Origin of the sequence: Agarivorans sp. Z349TD_8, from assembly GCF_050870825.2 — a bacterium.
Taxonomy (GTDB): domain Bacteria; phylum Pseudomonadota; class Gammaproteobacteria; order Enterobacterales; family Celerinatantimonadaceae; genus Agarivorans.
This window is the reverse complement of the sequence record NZ_CP194037.2, coordinates 2,125,048-2,142,706: the sequence shown is the minus strand read 5'-3', so window position 1 is coordinate 2,142,706 and position 17,659 is coordinate 2,125,048. Positions and strand designations below refer to the sequence as shown.

Here is a 17,659-nt window from a genome sequence, read left to right as displayed (position 1 = left end):
CAGCTCACCTCATAACGAAACGCATCCACGAGCAAACGTTCAGTCAGTGAAATGAAAAGGGATGTAATACTTACGACAAAAAAATAATACGCTATGAATCTCTTAGAACCTATTTTTAAGCATTTGTTTAATAAAACATTATATCGAGATTGTCAGCTTTGAGTGTTTTCGATTCGAATTCAAAACGGTATATTGAATCGCGGTACAAAGGAGAATGGCATGAAGTAATTTAGCATTTATGCTCATTTGATTTGAGAACCATCACAAGCCAACCATAAAAAATCCCGTTAAATAGCAACCTTCAACGGGATTAAGAAATTGCGACAATAATCTATAATTTAAATCGGCTCACTTCTTGTTGTAGCGATTCGGCTAAATTTGCCAGTTCCTGGGCTTGTGTCATCGAGGTTTGCGCCTCTTGAGATAAGTTTTCCGACACTTCACGAATCGATTCGGTATTTCGATTGATTTCACTGGTCACAGAAGTTTGTTCTTCTGCTGCCGTCGCGATCTGCGTCGCCATATCAGAGATATCGTTGATCGCCTTACTAATTTGAGACAAGCTTTCGCTAGCAGAATTTGCATCGGTAACGCTAGTTTCGGCCATATCATGACTCTGGGTCATCGAGGTGACTGCTTTACCAGCCGTCTGTTGTAAGGTCTCGATCATCGCCTGAATTTCTTGGGTCGATGAATGGGTACGTTGCGACAATACTCGGACCTCATCTGCCACAACAGCAAATCCACGACCTTGTTCGCCAGCTCGAGCTGCTTCAATGGCGGCATTTAGAGCCAGCAAGTTGGTTTGCTCAGCAATACCACTAATCGTTAACAAGATACTATTAATTTTCTGTGAGTGCTCGTTCAACTCACCAATAATCTGTCCAGCGGTCGCCACTTCGTCCGCCAAACTGCGAATCGACTGCTGGCTCTGCATCACTTGAGTTTGACCATGACTAGAGAGAGTCACCGCTTCTTGTGCGGTATTCGCCGTAAGCTCTGCATGGCTAGCAATTTCTTCGGTTGCGCTGGCCATCTCAGTCACTGCGGTGGCAACCATGGTCACTTCATCTTGTTGAACCGCGATTCGCTGACTATTATCGGTGGCTGATGCACTGGTTGTTGTGGCTTGTCCTCCCAATTGACCCGCAATTTCATGCATCCGAGAGATCATACCGTGAACCCGTTCAACAAAACGGTTAAAACCGCCAGCCAACTGGCCGATTTCATCGTAACTATTCGTTGTTTGAATACGTACTGTTAAGTCCCCTTCACCTTCGGCAATATCATTCAGCGCCTGAGCGACTCGCTCGAGACCTCTAAATTGAAATTTGAAAATCGCGACTAAAACCAACCCGAATAGAATCAATAAAATAAAGCCCATCGCCGACATCCACCATGCGAGGCTAGCAGCCTGTGACATAATTTGCTGTTTGCCCATGATGAATATTAAAGACCAATCACTTTCTGGTACCGCTTCTACATATACCAGCTTAGCTGTATCATCCAAAATGCGATTTTCTATGAGATTGGTATTGGCGCGCGCTTTAACCCAGTTTTGATTCATCTCACCATCAATCGTGCTTAGTTGTTGATTATTCAATTCACTATCTGGGTGACTAATAATCAAACCAGCGCTATCGACCAAAATAGAGTAACCTTCTCCAGGGACCTTTAGTTGTCGAACTGCGTCCGTTAATTGATCAAGTGTTAAATTAGCCGCTGCAACCCCGTAAAATCGGCCAGCCACCATCACCGGCTCGGCAATCGTCACCACTTGCTTCTGCAAGGTCACACTCACATAAGGCGCCGTCATAATCATGCTGCCAGCAGCCTTTGCACTCTTATACCAGGGTCTGACTCTAGGATCGTAATTTGGCTTATTCAAGCGAGGATCTTGACGATACATATTGCCTTGCTCATCACCAAAATAGGTTAAAGCAAAACCGATACTATTATGCGCTTGCAATAAATAAGGAACAGGATCGAGATCTGGTTGCGCCTCAATGGTTGATTTAAGGCCCGTAATGGCTTTTTTGCGATCATAAATCCAATGGCCTATTCCTTGAGTAAAGGTAGTCGCCAAATGTTCAATTTCGAGCTGAGTATTGGTGAGAGCATTGCTACGAATGAAGTAACTGGAAATACTCACCAATACCGCCACAGTGATCAATACTGCAAACAGACTACTTAACAGTAGGCGAGTCTTAAGTGTTGTTCGCATCATCACTTCCTTATTAAAATATTAAGCTTTTTCAGTATAGTAACAATAATAAAATTGGCGTATTTCAAACGATAAAAATGAGCCTTTAAGCAAACAAAACTAACATTAGAGACTCGTTCTAAGATCTAAAACCCCTCAAACCATGAACCCGCACTAGAAGATCATGGCTGACCTTAATGACATGAAGATGAAATTGAATTGAACAAATCAGATACTGGGTGGCGAAAAACAGATACCAGAAAAAATACCGTGAACAAAGAACGCATAAATAAATACGCAGCTTTGAAATAGCGCTATCACAACTTAAATTACAGGTTTTTATACCAATCTAACTGCTTATCGGTTAATTTTTGCGGGCTTAAATCACCGCTAACTGGGTTATGGATCTGATTGGTATTAATGACCATCGCTAATAATTTTAGGTTTAACTCGCGCCTGTCCATTGGCATTAAAAAATGGGTTTGGTTTCCCCCTGCGCATTAGTTTCCACAGTAACATTTTACTGATTATCCGAAAAATGATCCGAGCTCGAGACTTATTACCCCATAAGGACTCAGGTAAATGACTGGTTGCCTGTTGCTGGTAAGCTGAACCATATAACGGGCCAATAATCTCTTGAATATCTTGCTCTGGTGCAATAAAGCTATGGATAAGTCCAACAAAGGGGACATTCAAACCAACAGTATTAGCCACGGGCGTGTCACAACAACTGGTATACCAGCGATATAAGCCTTTTTTATGTAAACGAAGACAAGCCAAATGCTCTTGGCCCTGTATAATTTGAACTGCAGCGGGATAGATCTGAAATAAAGCGGTTCCCCCAAACTCATTGAGGGTGGCCGTTTCAGCTTGCAACTGAGCGGCAAAAGCTTGGCAATCTTTACAATAACAGCATAAATGAGTGCCTTGATTGGGCTTAAGCTGTTGTACAAGCCCCCTCACTTGACCACATTTACATTTTAGTTCTAATTGTGCCATCTTCGCTTCCTTAGTATATGGACCATCTGCGGCAATCACTATCCTTGCGAGCCTAAAGATAGCATAAAGCTACATTTCGGGTTTTGTTTTGAAGGGTAACAGTTGTTGGCATTGGCGGCTATATTCAACCATTTGTTGGCGTTCTTGGGCACAAAAGTCGGCGATAACCTGCGCAAAGTCAGCTTGTTTAATATAATGCGCCGAGTAAGTTGTGACCGGTTCGAAGCCCCGTAACAGTTTATGCTCGCCTTGGGTACCGGGGTTAAAACGTTTTAAACCTCGCTCTATTGCAAACTCGATCCCTTGATAAAAGCACAGTTCGAAATGTAAGCAGGGGTATTCTTCAAGGCAACCCCAGTATCGTCCATACAAGTTATCAGCATCAAAAAAGAATAGTGCCGAAGCAACAATTTGCTGATTATTTTCTGCAGTCACGAGCAACATAGAATCGCCCAGTTGTTCGAGCAACTGCTGAAAGAAGCTAAAAGAAAGGTAGCCTTGTTGTCCACGTTTTAAATAAGTACTTTGATAACATCGATAAAAGGCTTCGAGTGCTGTTTGACTAATTTGTTGACCGACTAAACGATTTATATGCTCAACACTACCTTGTGCAGTGCGCCGCTCCTTATTGGTGTTTTTCCGTTTTCGCGACGTAAAAGTCTGTAAAAAATCATCGAAATGATGATACTGGTGATTGAACCACTCAAACTGCACTCCATGACGAATCATTAAGCCAAGCGCTGCCAATTGCTCAGCTAAATCAACATCAATAAAGTTACAGTGCCACGAACTGAGTTGTTGCTCTTGGCAAATACTTATCACCACTTGCACCCAATCTTTAACTGCGGCCTCAGACAATCGCTGACCCAGATGCTTTTCGCTAGTGATTGGCGTAAAGGGAATTGCCGAGACCAACTTTGGGTAATACTGCAAGCCATAACGATGGTAAGCATCGGCCCAGCTCCAATCAAATACATACTCCCCATAACTGTGTTGTTTGATATAACTTGGAATAAGTATTTGAGCGTCACACAATTCTATATGACGCGGCAACCAACCGCTGTTATCGCCAACACAACGCTGTTGTTCCAGTGCTTGTAGAAATATAGGTGAATTAAATAACGAACAGCCAGCTTGATAAGCTGTCGGGAATTGTTGATGCACTAAGTAATCCGGAGACATTTGACTAAACGCTAAAACCTTATCTTTCATTTACTTGCCCAGTTTTTCTTCAATCAACTCACACAAGCTAATTTATTGTTCTCGGTTTATTGATACCACTGCTGTGCAGCAAAAGCTAGTCAAGCAAATATCAGCATAACAAGATGGATAGCAAGATCCTGCGGGTAAGTTTACTTTGAAGGAGAGGTTTGCCCCAATTTACATTGGAAGGTATGGACTCAAACTTGAGCAAGCCTATACGCAAGCTGATATTTTCGCTGCACGATGACTCATCGCAGCATCAATATCCAAATCTAGCGTATGAAATCAGAATAACTTAAATATTAGTGTCTAAAATCCGCCCCAAAACCCCAAAAAATTACTTTACCTTAACTCGCATCTTTCCCCATTTACCGCTACCATCGAAAAATAATGAGTCAATTTATGTCTACTCCGTAGCCAAAACGCCTTTAAATTGAACAAAATTTAAACACCAAAAATAAGTGAACCTTTCAGCTCACACGATTAACCATCAGGGAAGATATGGCTAAATTAACGATTACCTCGCTTATGTTGGTTATCATTTTTAACGTAACAATAGCAAAAGCGAATAATGCGGATCCCCCCCCCAGATTGGTCGCTTATAGAGATACTTACATTCTATTTGCCAAATACAATCCGAATCCGCCCGCCTTAGCAGATTACTCAACCCGTCTGGCCAGCGAACTCTCAACAGATGAACAGGTGATTGACAAATTGGAGTCCGAGTTTCAGATCAGCGGCAAATTAATTCTTAAGAGTACACTATTCAACAATCGAGATTACCTGAGTATTGCCTATACGCAACAAAGCTTCTGGCAAGTCTACAACAAGCCGGTATCTGCGCCCTTCCGTGATACCAACTACGAACCAGAACTCATCTACACTTGGTTACCAAATGACAAAAGCATCGTCAATAATCGCTGGCAACTGAAAGCTGTTAGTCTAGGATTTAGTCATCAAGCCAACGGCTCTCAAGACGAATTATCTCGCTCTTGGGAACGTGTCTATGCACAATTTGATGCCGCATATAACAATTTTCAACTCAGTTTCAAACCTTGGCTACCAGTTGGACCAGAAACGAATCAAGGCGAAGAGTTTACTGATTATTATGGTTACGGTGAATTATCAATGGCCTATCTATTTGGAGAGCCGACCTGCCCAAATAAAGTCAGTGTCATGGGGCGAAACAACCTAAAATCAAATAACAAAGGCGCATTTGACTTACGTTTATCCTACTGCGTCTCTCAGTCTTTTTCCCTATATGCTAAATACTTTAATGGTTATGGTGAATCTTTACTCGACTACAATTTCCACAATCAATCCTTTGGATTAGGGCTCAGTCTAAACCGTATCCCAGCCAGTGATGACCTCATCCAAAATCACGAAATATGGCAATATGCAGGAATGAGTCTTTTCCGCGATAACTACATTCTTCCTGTCAAATACAATCCCTCGCCCAGTATTCCCGATTTAAAAGGTGGGCTCAGCGGCGAACAGCCCGAGAACATGGAAGTTGAGTTTCAAATTAGCTTTGGGATCATGCTACCCTTCAAGCTGTTCACCGACAACGACAATATAAACATTGCTTATAGCCAGCAAACGTTCTGGCAACCCTACAAACGCTCTGGCGATTCAATCAGAGAAACCAACTATGAGCCAGAGATATTCTATCAATGGAATCAACCAGACAACGATTTAAGTCAAACCGCATGGTCGCCAAGCTGGGTAAGGCTAGGTTTGGTGCACGAATCAAACGGACAGGCACAGCTACGTTCACGCTCTTGGAACCGGATCTACACTGAGTTTAATTTCGATTTAGGAGAACCATTAGATATTGGCAAACTCAATCTGGCAATCAAACCTTGGTATCGATTTAAAGAAGAGGCTGAGGATGATGATAACCCTAATATGGAGGACTATTACGGTTATGGCGAGCTAAGCGTAGATTTAGAATTTAGTAAGTATCATCGTTTAAACCTACTCGCCCGTAACAATCTAAAACGAGATAACAAAGGTGCCATCGATGTGCGCTGGTCTTATCCAATCAGCTCTGAACTGTCGATATACCTAAAGTATTTTAACGGTTATGGGGAATCACTGATTGATTACAATAAACACAACCAAAGTTTGGGTTTAGGTTTTGCCATTAACCACTAAGCAAACCAATAAAATGGCCGAGTTTATATTCATAAACTCGGCCTTAACACTAAGCTACACCGCTTGCCAGCTGTGCCTTACTAATGTTCAGCAAATCGATATTCGCCTGACGTGCCTTTTCGGCATTACCCGCCATAATCGCATCGTAAACCGCTTTATGCTCTTCGATACAAGTTTTATCCCCTTCTTGAGAGGCATGATCAATAAAACCAACAAACATCGTACGCAATACATTTGCAAAAGGAATATAAAAACTATTTCCGGTTGATAAAAAGACCAAGCGATGGAATTCCATATCTACATCGGTCCATTTTGTCTCCGAGTCAACTCCACTCGCAACATTCGACATTTGCTGAAATACCGCAGATAACTGCATCCGCTGTTCTGCACTTGCATTACGCGCGGCTAAAGCCGCTGCTTCAGGCTCAATAGCACAACGTAGTGTCAAAAATTCATGATAAGCGCTCTCGGTATTACTCAAACCCATCATCCAGTCGAGTAACTGTGCATCGAGGAAGTTCCAATGTTCCCGATCACGAACACGCGTGCCTATCTTCGGCCTAGATTCCAATAAACCTTTAGAATTGAGCAATTTAATCGCTTCACGCAAAGCCGTTCGGCTAACGCCAAATTGTTCACAAAGGGCTATTTCTCCAGGAATAATACTTCCTTGAGCCAAAGCGCCGGATAAGATCCCTCTCGCGATTTCTCTAGCTACTTGTAAATGCAGACTTCGTGATGCCCCTTCTATTTGATTGAATTCGTTAGACATGTAACAACCTTTATAAAAATTAATAGTAATAAAGCGACCTGAACTATCACTCACTTTACTGCTATTAACTATTCGGCTTTAGTATGACTAATAGTAACCAATATATCGAGCAACATACATAAAAAATACTTAAACACAGAGATAAGCGACAAATTTATTACCATATTGAGGCCAATAGCCAAATAATAACTCGTTTAGTATGATGATCTCTTGCCGATAAGCAGAGCCTAAGATAATACTTATTATTCAGGACTAAACTTACAATCCAAAAACCGAGTGGTGATGGCTCGAATTGCATAGTGTTGGGCGAATAATAGTGAAACCCATGTACGAGCCTAGTCATTGGCCTCTCCATTCAATGACCATGCAGAGTCATTCATACAAATGTCTCGCTTGAGGGTGTCACGGAGCAAGTAAAGCAACAGTGAAAAATTAGTCTATGGAATTAGAAGACATTTATCGACGCGATCTGAATCTTCTGATCGGATTAAAAATACTTTTAGAAGAAGGCAGCGTAAGCGGTGCGGCTCAAAGGTTAAATTTAAGCCAATCTGCCATGAGTCGAGTATTAACTCGTCTACGTGAGTTACTCAACGATCCCTTGTTTATTCGTCAAGGTCAGGGCTTAGTGCCAACCCAAAGAGCCATCGAGCTGAATCAACATTTACAGCATCCCCTAGAAGAGCTAAGGCAAATTTTAAGCCCTAGTGATTTTAATCCCAGTGAATGCCAACAACACTTCACGATCGCCACCACCGACTATGCGATGCAAACGATCCTTCCCTTTGCCTTGCCACGAATTTATCAAGAAGCGCCTAACATCACTCTCGAGTTTGTTCCGCTACAACACGACCAATTAAACAAACAGTTAACCAGTGATGGCTACGACATGGCGATAAGTCGACCAACAAAGCCTGTTGCACCTTTGCTCAGTGAAAGCTTAGGCTTAGTCAGTGTATTTTGCTTACTCTCAAAGCATCATCCTTTAGCCAAGCAAGCACTCAGTTTACAAAATTATCTCCATTACCCACATGCGATGATTGCAATCAGTGACGGCGTAAAACAGTTGATTGACGAAGCCCTGATTGGACACCCTAAACCTAAATTATTATTACGTGCTTATCACCTAGATGCCGCCATCGCCATTGCCGATAAGCAACCCATCATCATTACCGTTCCCGCAGATTTAGCTTATTTGCAAGCAGACAAACATCAGCTACTCATTAAACCTTTACCCTTTAAATTTGAACCCTTCGATTATTCACTAATTTGGCCTTTACGCTGTGAACATGCTGCGCCACAGCAGTGGCTACGAAATCTGATTAAACAAGAGTGCAGCCGGCTGATCAGTAAACGAGTTCAAGACATGGGCTTGGTCTAAAGCGTCAATCAATACGCCGATCTTTGTCGGCGTATTCAATCGCAGGGCTCTCAATTCTTATAACTTAATCACCACTCGACCAGTTACCTGACCGAGGGTAATGGCTTCTGCATATGCAGCAACTTCCGGTAGTTCAATTTCGGTACATGCTTGCTGGAAATAGCTTTGTGGAAGTAATTCAGCTAAACGTTGCCAAGCTTTAATGCGCTTGGCCGTCGGACAACTCACTGAATCAATACCTAATAAGCTCACACTACGCAAAATAAATGGCATCACGGTGGTTGGTAAGTCAAAACCACCCGCCAGACCACAGGCTGCCACCGCACCATTGTAATCAATTTGCGCCAACACTTTTGCCAATACGTTGCTACCAACCGTGTCTACCGCACCTGCCCACAATTGCTTTTCTAAGGGACGCGCAGCTTCGGCAAATTCATCTCGATCAATAATCCGAGAGGCACCTAAAGAACGCAATAACTCGCCGTTTTGTTCAACACGCCCAGTAACAGCAGCCACGCTATATCCAAGTTGGGCCAATAGACAAACGGCCACCGAGCCTACGCCACCGCTAGCACCCGTCACCAGTATTTCACCAGATTCAGGCGTGACCCCCGCATCAATTAAGGCTTGTACACATAACATCGCGGTGAAACCAGCCGTACCAACCATCATGGCTTGTTTACCATCAAATCCTTTGGGTAAAGGCACCAGCCAGTCTGCTTTTAAACTGGCCTTCTCTGCCATTCCACCCCAATGCCCTTCACCGACGCCCCAACCAGTTAATACCACTTTATCACCTTCGGCATAACGCGGATCTAAAGAGTTTTCTACGGTGCCTGTTAAATCAATTCCAGGGACCATTGGAAAATTACGAACAATTCTGCCTTTGCCGGTAATTGCGAGGCCGTCTTTATAATTCAACGAGGAATAATCAACTTTAACCACCACGTCTCCCTCTGGAAGCGCCGAGTCTTCCAGTTGACAAATGCTAGCGCAGGTTTTCTTATCAGCAAGATCGAGTACGAGTGCCTTAAACATAAATATGCTCCGAATAAATGACTGAAATAACAAAACAAAGGTGAAGTGTAATCCTTGTTGAATAATGTATTAAATGAATTTTTATCATTTAATAGATGTACATAACGCATAACTTAGCCAACATGAGCGAAATTGTTTTGCTGGGTATACACACGATTTTCAGGGTCTAGCTTATACCTTATCACAGGCTAAGTAACGGATAGCTTCGTCGTCAAACAACCACCGAAATAGAACAGTGAAAAACAAATGGGTTCAAAATTAACTTTACACTCCATATGAACCGGAGTACATTGTGAGCCATTCAACCAAAAGAACCCAGCGAACGCTCGAGGAGTAAACATGGAACGCAGTTATATTTATGCGCGCATGTCACCCAAATTTATACAGCAGGCAGCACAAAATCAAACCATTCAAAGCCAGTACCCGGAAGCCGAACTGAAGTTAGAAACAGGGATCCGCGGTAATGTGCCAGCCCTTGAGCGTCCGGTATTAAGCACCCTAATGGCGCAACTCAAAACTGGAGATACGCTGATTGTTTGGTGGATTAACTGCTTAGGTAGTAGTTTTACTGATATTCATAGCACCATAAGCCAACTGCTGACACAAGGGGTCACAATTAAAACCTATGACCAACAACTCAGCATCCATGCCGACAGCAAACAATTATCCTTAATAAATGCTTTATTGACTGGCTTTGCCAATAACCAGCGCTGTCGCAGACTCGCAGCAGCAGCACTGAGCCGTGAAGCATTGCGACAAAATCCAAGCGAATGGAATAAGAAATATCAAGGTCGCAAATGTGACCAAGAAAAGCATCAAAAAATCGCAGCAGCCTTAATTGAGGGGAAAACCTTACAACAGGCTGCCGATGAGAGTGGCGCCAGTCTGTCGACGGTGAAGCGCGTAAAAGCCAAAATTGCGGAACAAGGCAACTTAGGCGATATGCGGCTCAAACGTAAATCCAACAAACAGAATCAAAGTGAATAATCATGAAAAGAAAATTACAGTTAAAACAACTCACCGTGGTCAAAAGTGAGACCATATCGCCGAATATGCAGCGGGTCACTCTCAGTGGAGAAGCAATCAAATCGTTTGCTGAAGATAGCGCAGGTCAATACCTAAAACTATTATTTCATCCGCAAGGTGGCAGTGATCTGAGTTCGTTAAGCGAAGAACAACGCCCAGTGGTACGTACCTACACGGTACAAGCCTTAGATCAAAGCACACAAATCTTGAGCATCGATTTTGTGCGTCATGGCGATGCCCAGCCGAGCCCAGAAAATGGCGGCTATGCCAACCATTGGGCGCAGCACTGCAAAGTAGGTGATAGCATTCAGCTGGCAGGCCCTAACTCAAATGCAGCGATTGACATGAATACCGATAGCGTATTGCTGATCGCCGACATGACTGCTTTGCCCGCAATGCAAGCAAAACTAGCTCAACTGCCGAGCAACACCCAAGGAACAGCCTTCGTATTGCTCAAGCATCAAGCCGATAAGCAGTCAATCCAAACACCTGAAGGCATTCAAATTCACTGGCTGATTGAAGAAGACAACAGGCAAACGCTAGCAGATGTAGTGATCAATCATCCATGGCCTCAAGGCAGTGTTGCTGTTTGGTGTGCTTGCGAATTTACTGACATGCGCAAGATACGGGCGTATATTAGCCAGCTAAAAGTCCCGCGCTCAAATTCTTATTTCAGTAGTTATTGGAAACAAGGGATGACCGAAGATGGTCACAAAGTATTGAAAAAAGAAGACTCAGACGCCTTCTCTCACAACATGAAGTAACGCGATGACAAACAGCTCATTTAACTGGAAACCCGTTCTGTTGGCCAGCTTAGTCGTAAGTATTGGTCAACTCAGCATGGGTTTAGTTTTTCCTTCGCTGCCTTGGATAGCCAAAGATTTTTCGATTAGCGTCGATGAAGCACAACAACTGATAGCCATTTATCTACTAGGCTTTGGTCCATCACAATTTATTTATGGCCCGGTATCAGATGCAATTGGTAGACGTAAGGTGTTGTTATTTGGACTGTTACTTGCCTTGTTTGGTTTAAGTGTAGCGGTGGTCGGTAGCCAACACTTCGAACTACTGGTGCTAGGCCGCTTTATCCAAGGCTTGGGGGCAGGTTGCTGCGCCGTTTTAGGACGAGCCTCGCTAAGAGATAGTTATTCTAAGGATGAGCTTCCTAACGCGCTATCGTGGATTACCGTTGTCGCCTCATTCACGCCAATTGTCGCGCCTGTCATTGGTGGGTTTATCAATCATAATTTAGGCTGGCTTAGCGTGTTTATCTGCTTGCTTTGCTACATTTCGCTAGTTTGGGTTTTGCTGTATTTCTTATTCACAGAGACCCTACAAACCAAGTCTGCTTTGGCTAAGCCACAAAAAATAGTGTGTGACTATGTTGAACTGTTTCGTTCGCGCTACTTTGTCAGTTTTGCGGCAATTAATTGGCTTAACTTCAGTTTGGTGGTGATCTCAGTATCACTGATGCCTTTCATCATGCAAGTCCAGATTGGGATGACTTCGGAAGAATACGCTTTATGGGCCTTAATACCGGCCAGTGGTCTACTCACTGGCAGCCTCATTTGTAATCGAGTTCGGCCAAAAATAGGAACCAAAGCAATGTTGTTCTGCTCACCAGTGGTTCATCTTTGCGCTGCAATCTGGTTGATTATGGCTCCATTAACACCGCTGGCGATGATGAGCGGCCAATTTTTAATGGCTCTTGGCAATGGAATTGCCCTGCCCTGCGCCATGACATTATTACTATTACCTTTTAAAGATAAGGCTGGTACTGTCGCCGCTTTAGCCGGTGGCTGCCAGATGCTGTTTGCCGCCCTGGCGAGTATGCTATTGCTCAAAATGGGCATGCATTACGCCTGGCATTTAGGATTAGTTATCGGACTATTTGCCTTACTAAGCAGCTTTAATATTTATTACGGCTTTAAGGCCTCGCCTCCAAAATCAAAGTCCGAGGCAACGGTATTATCGAGTTCAGTTTAACGAGTGGAATACGAGTTAAACTCTTTTTATTACAGTGCCTTAAGGCGATTAAATAGCCGTTCCATAATACATGCAGATCCGCTCACCATCGATTTCCCGGATCTTAAAGGGAATCTCATAAATTTGAGAGAGCACTTGTTCATCGATGACTTCCGCCACCGGTCCACTTTTAATCACCTCGCCCTTTTTCATTGCGACGATGTTATCGGCATAACAAGAGGCGAAGTTAATATCGTGGATCACAATCACCACCGCCTTATTCATCTGATGAGCCAAGCGACGCAGCGTACTCATGATCTCGACCGAATGTTTAATATCCAGATTATTTAGGGGTTCATCTAAAAAAATGTAATCGGTATCTTGTGCCACCACCATAGCAATAAAAGCCATTTGTCGCTGACCGCCACTAAGCTGATCTAAATAACTCTGTTGAATATGCTCGATATCTAAATGTTCTAAAGCTTGATCAATAATTTGCTGATCTTGCTGGTTTAACCGCCCCTTCGAGTGAGGAAAACGGCCAAAAGCCACTAACTCTCGCACGGTAAAACGCATATGAATATTGTTGGCTTGCCTTAAGACTGCTAAACGCTTTGCCAGCGCTTCACTATCCCACTGCGCCAGTTCTTTACCAGCAATGAGCACCTCCCCTGCATCACAGTCCGTTAAGCGACTAGCCATCGACAACAAGGTACTTTTACCCGCGCCATTGGGGCCGATGATTGCACTCACTTCCCCCAAGGGAAATAGTGCACTGGCGTTGTTTACCACATAGTGATTACTGTAGATTTTTGACAAGCTGGTTAGTTTTATCATAGGACTAGTCTTGAGAGCCGTTAGTTAAATTTGTTACGCATCAGCAACAGCAAAAAGTAGCTGCCACCGATAAAATTAATGATCACACTGAGAGTGGTTTCAAAACTCAGGAGGTTTTCCACCAACCACTGTCCACCAACCAACAATACGGTTGCTAACAACGAGCAGGCGATCAGCAGGAAACGATGGTTGAAAGTCGTAAATAATTGATGTGTCAAACTCACCACAATCAATCCAAAAAACAAGATCGGTCCCACCAGTGCGGTAGAGATTGAAACTAATATTGTGACCACAAACATCACTTTCATGGTAAGCCGCTGTGTATCAATCCCTAAGCTTTTGGCGTTATCTGCGCCCAAGAGCAATACATCCAATTGACCAGACAGTCGATACAAGTAGCTAAGCGCCAAAAGTAAGGGAGCGATACACCAATAGACCAACTCACCGTTCACATTATTAAAGCTGGCGAACATCGACCCCTGAATGAGCGAAAATTCACTCGGATCCACCACCAGCGTAAAAAAGTTAGTCATACTGCTAAATAAGCTGCTACACACAATGCCAATTAGCAATAAAGTAAACACATCGTTGCTTTTACGCCGAAAATAAAGTGTAAACAGGCCCATGGCTAAAACCACCATGCTCAAGGTCGCAATTAAAAAGTTAAGTTTGCTATTCAGCATCAAGCTGCTGGCACTGCCAAATAGCAGTAAAATCAGCACTTGTATCAGCACGTAAAGGGAGTCAAAGCCTAGGATAGAAGGCGTTAAAATTCTATTATGAGTAATGGTTTGAAAAGCCAACGAAGAGGCTCCAATCGCGGCTGCAGCCAGCATCATTGCAAGTACTTTAGGGATCCGCCGTGACAAAAAGAATTGATAATTATCGAGGGTTAATCCCTTTGACAAAAAAAATGCAATAATAATCGCGGCCGCTATTGCCAGTAATGTCACCTTCATCGAATTAGCCATTGGACTTATCCTTTAACACTAATCCAATAAAAGTTATCCCACCCAAAATGCTAATAATCATTGAAATAGGAACTTCATAGGGAAACAATATGACTCGGCCAAGTACATCACAAATTAGAACTAAAACCACTCCCCAAAAAGCCGTCCAAGGTAAATTTCGCTTCATATTATCGCCCATGAATAGCGAGACCAAATTGGGAACAATTAAACCTAAAAATGGAATAACACCAACAATCATCACCACCGACGATGCCAACAATGCAACAATCATGACGCCTATCAAGATGATTTTCTGGTAATCCAAACCTATATTTTTAGCGAAGCTTTCACCAATGCTAGCGGCACTAAATTGACTTGCGTAATAGTAGGCGACTAGTGATACAGGTAAGGCTAAGTAGAGAATTTCGTAATTCCCCTGTAGCACCGAAGCGAAGTTTGCAACGGTCCATGAAGACAAGGTTTGCATTAAATCGTATTTATAAGCGATGAAGGTGCTTAACGAAGAAATAACATTGCCATACATAATCCCAATGAGCGGAACCAGCACCGTATTCTTGAACTTTAAGCGCTGCAGGAAACGTACAAAGATTAAAGTGCCCAGCAGCGAGAATAATAGGATCACCCCAAGCTGAACTAAACTGTTCGCATCACTAAACAGCATAATGCTCAACACATAACCCAACATCGCGCAATCGATGGTTCCAGTGGTCGACGGTGCAGCAAAACGATTTTGTACGATTTGCTGCATGATTAAACCAGCGATGCTTAAACCAGCACCCGCCAAACAAACGGCCAATAGTCTTGGGATGCGGCTTGTTATAAAGATAAGCCAAGCTTGGTGATCACCTTGCAATAAGGCTTGCGGGCTAATGCTCGCCACCCCGACAAATAGCGAACAGCTTGCTAAGCTAAACAAAGCAAGCAGCGCGCACAATACGCGATTTATTTTCATAGTAAAAATTGCCCAGACAGGGGACTACCTTAAATTAATTGAATGCCTTATGAACATCATCCAACATGATTTGAGTAGCCCTTGGCCCTCCGGCGCTTAAATACCAAGCTGCGGGATCAACAAACACAATCCGCTGATGTTTGGCGGCAGGCGTACTCGCCACCAACGGATTATTAAATAGTGATTTAGCACGTCCAGAGCTGCGTCCTATTGCTTGTTCGCGGTCTAGTACCAATAAAACATCGGGCGCTGCATCGGCAATATATTCGAAAGAAATGAGATTTCCGTGAGGACCCACTGTCGATTCAACATTTTTAGCTAACGAAGACAAAAAACCCAATTCTTGATATACCAAAGAAAAACGACTGTTATCTCCGAAACTGGCTAAATTGTTTCCATTATTCATCACCGTGAGCGCTGTTAATTGTTGTTGCTCACTCAAGTGATGTTGCGCGGTGAATTGTTGAGAGAAACCTTGAATTAAAGTTTCTGCTTCAGCTGACTTACCGAACAACTTGGCTAAATTACGCCAGTTAGTTTGGGTGTCTCGCCAATAGTGGCCGGGCTCCACATAAAACATATAGGTGGGTGCAATCGCTGAGAGCTCTTGATAAACCTTCATCATTCGCGCTTCTGCAATAATCAGGTCTGGCTTAAGCGAATATATCGCTTCAAAATCTGCCTCGGTGTTACTTCCTGCGCTACCATATTGCTCAGTTTGATATTGCTTTAGGTAATCGGGTAACAAGCTTTTAACAACACCCACGGGCTTAATTCCTAGCGCATCCACCAAATCTAAGCTGGCATGCCCCAAAACCACCACTCTTTTAGGTGAACTCTCAAGGGTTAGTTCCCCCATGTGGTGACGTACCGTGAGACTTTCTGCCAATACTGCGCCAGACACCAAACATAGCGCAGTAACCAGCACTGCTTTACCCCAAACTAACAACCGATTTTTGACAGACATGTTCAACTCAAACTCTCTATAAGATCAAAAAATATGCAACGTGATTACACGTTCAAAATAAAGCATCCAAATAGTTAAACTAAAAAATAATCGCAAAGCCACGCGCTAGATCAACTTAAAGTTAAATTTAAATGCAAATCATTCTTGTTGACATCAACAGTAACAAATAGACTTCATCCGTCAACTGAATATTGTTAATAGTAGCTATCCATCTTATGAATTTACGAAGTATCGATCTCAACCTACTGCTGATATTGCAGCAACTGTTAAATCAAAAGCATGTCTCCAAAACCGCTCGGTCTCTCAACATCAGTCAACCCTCGGTGAGTCGCGCACTACAAAAGCTCAGAGTCATTTTTAAAGATGAACTACTGGTCAGAACCAATCAAGGTTACGATTTAACTAACCGTGCTAAAGTTTTACTCAAGGATTTAGAGCGTCTGATTGCGGAGATGGAAACCCTGTTTGACGGCCAACAATTTGAGCCAGCCAACAGTAGAAAAACCATCAAAATGTTCGGTCTACTGCCAGATATCAACTATCTACTACCGCCCTTTTTTAAACTGCTGCGTCAACAAGCCCCCAATATGACGCTAGACGTTGACACTATCCCGCAAGATCATTTTAGTCCCCTGGAAAATGGTGACACCCACTTTGTACTCTCTGCATTTACACCTAGTTCTAGCCAACAAGAGCTCTATCGCATGCCCATCGCTCAATTGGAATTTAAATTGGTGATGAATCAGGATCACCCCTTAGCCAAGCAAGTGATCAACTTGGACAACCTACTTGAGTGCAATTTTGGGGCAATTTCCATTCAAGGTGATAAACGCTTTACCTTAGAACAACAACTCCGAAATAACGGCTTACTAACAAAGCAGCAACAGCTTCGAGTTCCGCTGACACTGACCAACTTTAACGCAGCCGCCTGCCTAGCCGAGGTGAGTGATATTATTTTCCAGCTGCCTGCCCACTTTGCCGACAGCATTTGCCAAGGACGAAATTTGGTGGCCCGCTCAAACCTAAAAGCACTAAAAATCAATAACCCAATCATCTATTTGTACTGGCATAAGCGCCATCATAACGACGCAATGTGTTGTTGGGTAAGGGAACAGTTTAAAGCACTTTACAATAACAAAGCTGACAAGCCGCTCAACTAAACGTTTTGCTTAGTCTTATCAGAGCCAG

15 protein-coding genes are annotated in these 17,659 nt (G+C 43.2%); 6 read left to right on the top strand and 9 right to left on the bottom strand.

The features are described from left to right. Window positions 1–331: 331 nt before the first annotated feature. From ACRRS1_RS09730 to ACRRS1_RS09720, 3 genes are all read right to left on the bottom strand, one after another. Window positions 332–2,224, bottom strand: coding sequence for a methyl-accepting chemotaxis protein (locus ACRRS1_RS09730; RefSeq protein WP_432461109.1), 1,893 nt, complete (start codon window positions 2,222–2,224; stop codon window positions 332–334). Window positions 2,225–2,620: 396 nt separating this feature from the next. Further along, window positions 2,621–3,202 (bottom strand): DUF6151 family protein, encoded by a 582-nt coding sequence (locus ACRRS1_RS09725; RefSeq protein ID WP_432463074.1) that lies wholly within the window; start codon window positions 3,200–3,202, stop codon window positions 2,621–2,623. Window positions 3,203–3,271: 69 nt separating this feature from the next. After that, on the bottom strand, window positions 3,272–4,414 hold the full coding sequence (locus tag ACRRS1_RS09720) for a GNAT family N-acetyltransferase (RefSeq protein ID WP_432463073.1): 1,143 nt from the start codon (window positions 4,412–4,414) through the stop codon (window positions 3,272–3,274). A 492-nt stretch (window positions 4,415–4,906) separates the two neighbouring features. Between ACRRS1_RS09720 and ACRRS1_RS09715 the strand changes: the two genes are divergently transcribed. Beyond that, the gene (locus tag ACRRS1_RS09715) at window positions 4,907–6,562 is read left to right on the top strand and encodes a phospholipase A (protein WP_432463072.1); all 1,656 of its coding nucleotides are present in this window, start codon (window positions 4,907–4,909) and stop codon (window positions 6,560–6,562) included. A 49-nt stretch (window positions 6,563–6,611) separates the two neighbouring features. Here ACRRS1_RS09715 and ACRRS1_RS09710 read toward each other — a convergent pair whose 3' ends face one another. Continuing rightward, window positions 6,612–7,334: a FadR/GntR family transcriptional regulator gene (locus tag ACRRS1_RS09710; protein WP_432453376.1), complete on the bottom strand. Its 723-nt coding sequence runs from the start codon at window positions 7,332–7,334 to the stop codon at window positions 6,612–6,614. A 439-nt stretch (window positions 7,335–7,773) separates the two neighbouring features. Here ACRRS1_RS09710 and ACRRS1_RS09705 point away from each other — a divergent pair, with 439 nt between their 5' ends. Next, the gene (locus tag ACRRS1_RS09705) at window positions 7,774–8,715 is read left to right on the top strand and encodes a LysR family transcriptional regulator (RefSeq protein WP_432453377.1); all 942 of its coding nucleotides are present in this window, start codon (window positions 7,774–7,776) and stop codon (window positions 8,713–8,715) included. A gap of 57 nt (window positions 8,716–8,772) precedes the next feature. Here the strand turns inward: ACRRS1_RS09705 and acuI are convergent, their stop codons facing one another. Further along, window positions 8,773–9,753, bottom strand: coding sequence for an acrylyl-CoA reductase (NADPH) (gene acuI / locus ACRRS1_RS09700; RefSeq protein ID WP_432467904.1), 981 nt, complete (start codon window positions 9,751–9,753; stop codon window positions 8,773–8,775). A gap of 339 nt (window positions 9,754–10,092) precedes the next feature. Here acuI and ACRRS1_RS09695 point away from each other — a divergent pair, with 339 nt between their 5' ends. The 3 genes from ACRRS1_RS09695 to ACRRS1_RS09685 are packed head-to-tail and all read left to right on the top strand — an operon-like array spanning window position 10,093 to window position 12,765. Beyond that, window positions 10,093–10,740, top strand: a complete 648-nt coding sequence (locus tag ACRRS1_RS09695) for a recombinase family protein (RefSeq protein ID WP_432463070.1) — start codon at window positions 10,093–10,095, stop codon at window positions 10,738–10,740. A 2-nt stretch (window positions 10,741–10,742) separates the two neighbouring features. Then, complete coding sequence (locus ACRRS1_RS09690; protein ID WP_432467905.1) at window positions 10,743–11,543, top strand: siderophore-interacting protein; 801 nt, start codon at window positions 10,743–10,745, stop codon at window positions 11,541–11,543. 4 nt (window positions 11,544–11,547) lie between these two features. Further along, the gene (locus tag ACRRS1_RS09685) at window positions 11,548–12,765 is read left to right on the top strand and encodes a multidrug effflux MFS transporter (RefSeq protein ID WP_432467906.1); all 1,218 of its coding nucleotides are present in this window, start codon (window positions 11,548–11,550) and stop codon (window positions 12,763–12,765) included. Between the two features lie 48 nt (window positions 12,766–12,813). Here the strand turns inward: ACRRS1_RS09685 and ACRRS1_RS09680 are convergent, their stop codons facing one another. Genes ACRRS1_RS09680 through ACRRS1_RS09665 form a run of 4 tightly spaced genes read right to left on the bottom strand, consistent with a single transcriptional unit; the run spans window position 12,814 to window position 16,471 of the window. Beyond that, window positions 12,814–13,581 carry an iron ABC transporter ATP-binding protein gene (locus ACRRS1_RS09680; protein WP_432453382.1) on the bottom strand — a complete coding sequence of 256 codons (768 nt, stop codon included), beginning with the start codon at window positions 13,579–13,581 and terminating at the stop codon, window positions 12,814–12,816. Between the two features lie 20 nt (window positions 13,582–13,601). Further along, window positions 13,602–14,552: an iron chelate uptake ABC transporter family permease subunit gene (locus ACRRS1_RS09675; RefSeq protein WP_432467907.1), complete on the bottom strand. Its 951-nt coding sequence runs from the start codon at window positions 14,550–14,552 to the stop codon at window positions 13,602–13,604. Then, entirely contained in the window at window positions 14,545–15,504 is a 960-nt protein-coding gene (locus tag ACRRS1_RS09670) for an ABC transporter permease (RefSeq protein ID WP_432453384.1), read from the bottom strand. The genes ACRRS1_RS09675 and ACRRS1_RS09670 overlap by 8 nt, the downstream gene beginning before the upstream one ends. Before the next feature lie 34 nt (window positions 15,505–15,538). Next, window positions 15,539–16,471, bottom strand: coding sequence for a siderophore ABC transporter substrate-binding protein (locus tag ACRRS1_RS09665; RefSeq protein ID WP_432467908.1), 933 nt, complete (start codon window positions 16,469–16,471; stop codon window positions 15,539–15,541). Between the two features lie 215 nt (window positions 16,472–16,686). Here ACRRS1_RS09665 and ACRRS1_RS09660 point away from each other — a divergent pair, with 215 nt between their 5' ends. Further along, the gene (locus ACRRS1_RS09660; RefSeq protein WP_432459245.1) at window positions 16,687–17,631 is read left to right on the top strand and encodes a LysR substrate-binding domain-containing protein; all 945 of its coding nucleotides are present in this window, start codon (window positions 16,687–16,689) and stop codon (window positions 17,629–17,631) included. The last annotated feature ends 28 nt before the right edge of the window (window positions 17,632–17,659 follow it).

Coding starts and splice junctions, on each gene's coding strand:
- ACRRS1_RS09730 (WP_432461109.1), bottom strand. CDS start 2,224: ATGCGAACAACACTTAAGACTCGCCTACTGTTAAGTAGTCTGTTTGCA.
- ACRRS1_RS09725 (WP_432463074.1), bottom strand. CDS start 3,202: ATGGCACAATTAGAACTAAAATGTAAATGTGGTCAAGTGAGGGGGCTT.
- ACRRS1_RS09720 (WP_432463073.1), bottom strand. CDS start 4,414: ATGAAAGATAAGGTTTTAGCGTTTAGTCAAATGTCTCCGGATTACTTA.
- ACRRS1_RS09715 (WP_432463072.1), top strand. CDS start 4,907: ATGGCTAAATTAACGATTACCTCGCTTATGTTGGTTATCATTTTTAAC.
- ACRRS1_RS09710 (WP_432453376.1), bottom strand. CDS start 7,334: ATGTCTAACGAATTCAATCAAATAGAAGGGGCATCACGAAGTCTGCAT.
- ACRRS1_RS09705 (WP_432453377.1), top strand. CDS start 7,774: ATGGAATTAGAAGACATTTATCGACGCGATCTGAATCTTCTGATCGGA.
- acuI (WP_432467904.1), bottom strand. CDS start 9,753: ATGTTTAAGGCACTCGTACTCGATCTTGCTGATAAGAAAACCTGCGCT.
- ACRRS1_RS09695 (WP_432463070.1), top strand. CDS start 10,093: ATGGAACGCAGTTATATTTATGCGCGCATGTCACCCAAATTTATACAG.
- ACRRS1_RS09690 (WP_432467905.1), top strand. CDS start 10,743: ATGAAAAGAAAATTACAGTTAAAACAACTCACCGTGGTCAAAAGTGAG.
- ACRRS1_RS09685 (WP_432467906.1), top strand. CDS start 11,548: ATGACAAACAGCTCATTTAACTGGAAACCCGTTCTGTTGGCCAGCTTA.
- ACRRS1_RS09680 (WP_432453382.1), bottom strand. CDS start 13,581: ATGATAAAACTAACCAGCTTGTCAAAAATCTACAGTAATCACTATGTG.
- ACRRS1_RS09675 (WP_432467907.1), bottom strand. CDS start 14,552: ATGGCTAATTCGATGAAGGTGACATTACTGGCAATAGCGGCCGCGATT.
- ACRRS1_RS09670 (WP_432453384.1), bottom strand. CDS start 15,504: ATGAAAATAAATCGCGTATTGTGCGCGCTGCTTGCTTTGTTTAGCTTA.
- ACRRS1_RS09665 (WP_432467908.1), bottom strand. CDS start 16,471: ATGTCTGTCAAAAATCGGTTGTTAGTTTGGGGTAAAGCAGTGCTGGTT.
- ACRRS1_RS09660 (WP_432459245.1), top strand. CDS start 16,687: ATGAATTTACGAAGTATCGATCTCAACCTACTGCTGATATTGCAGCAA.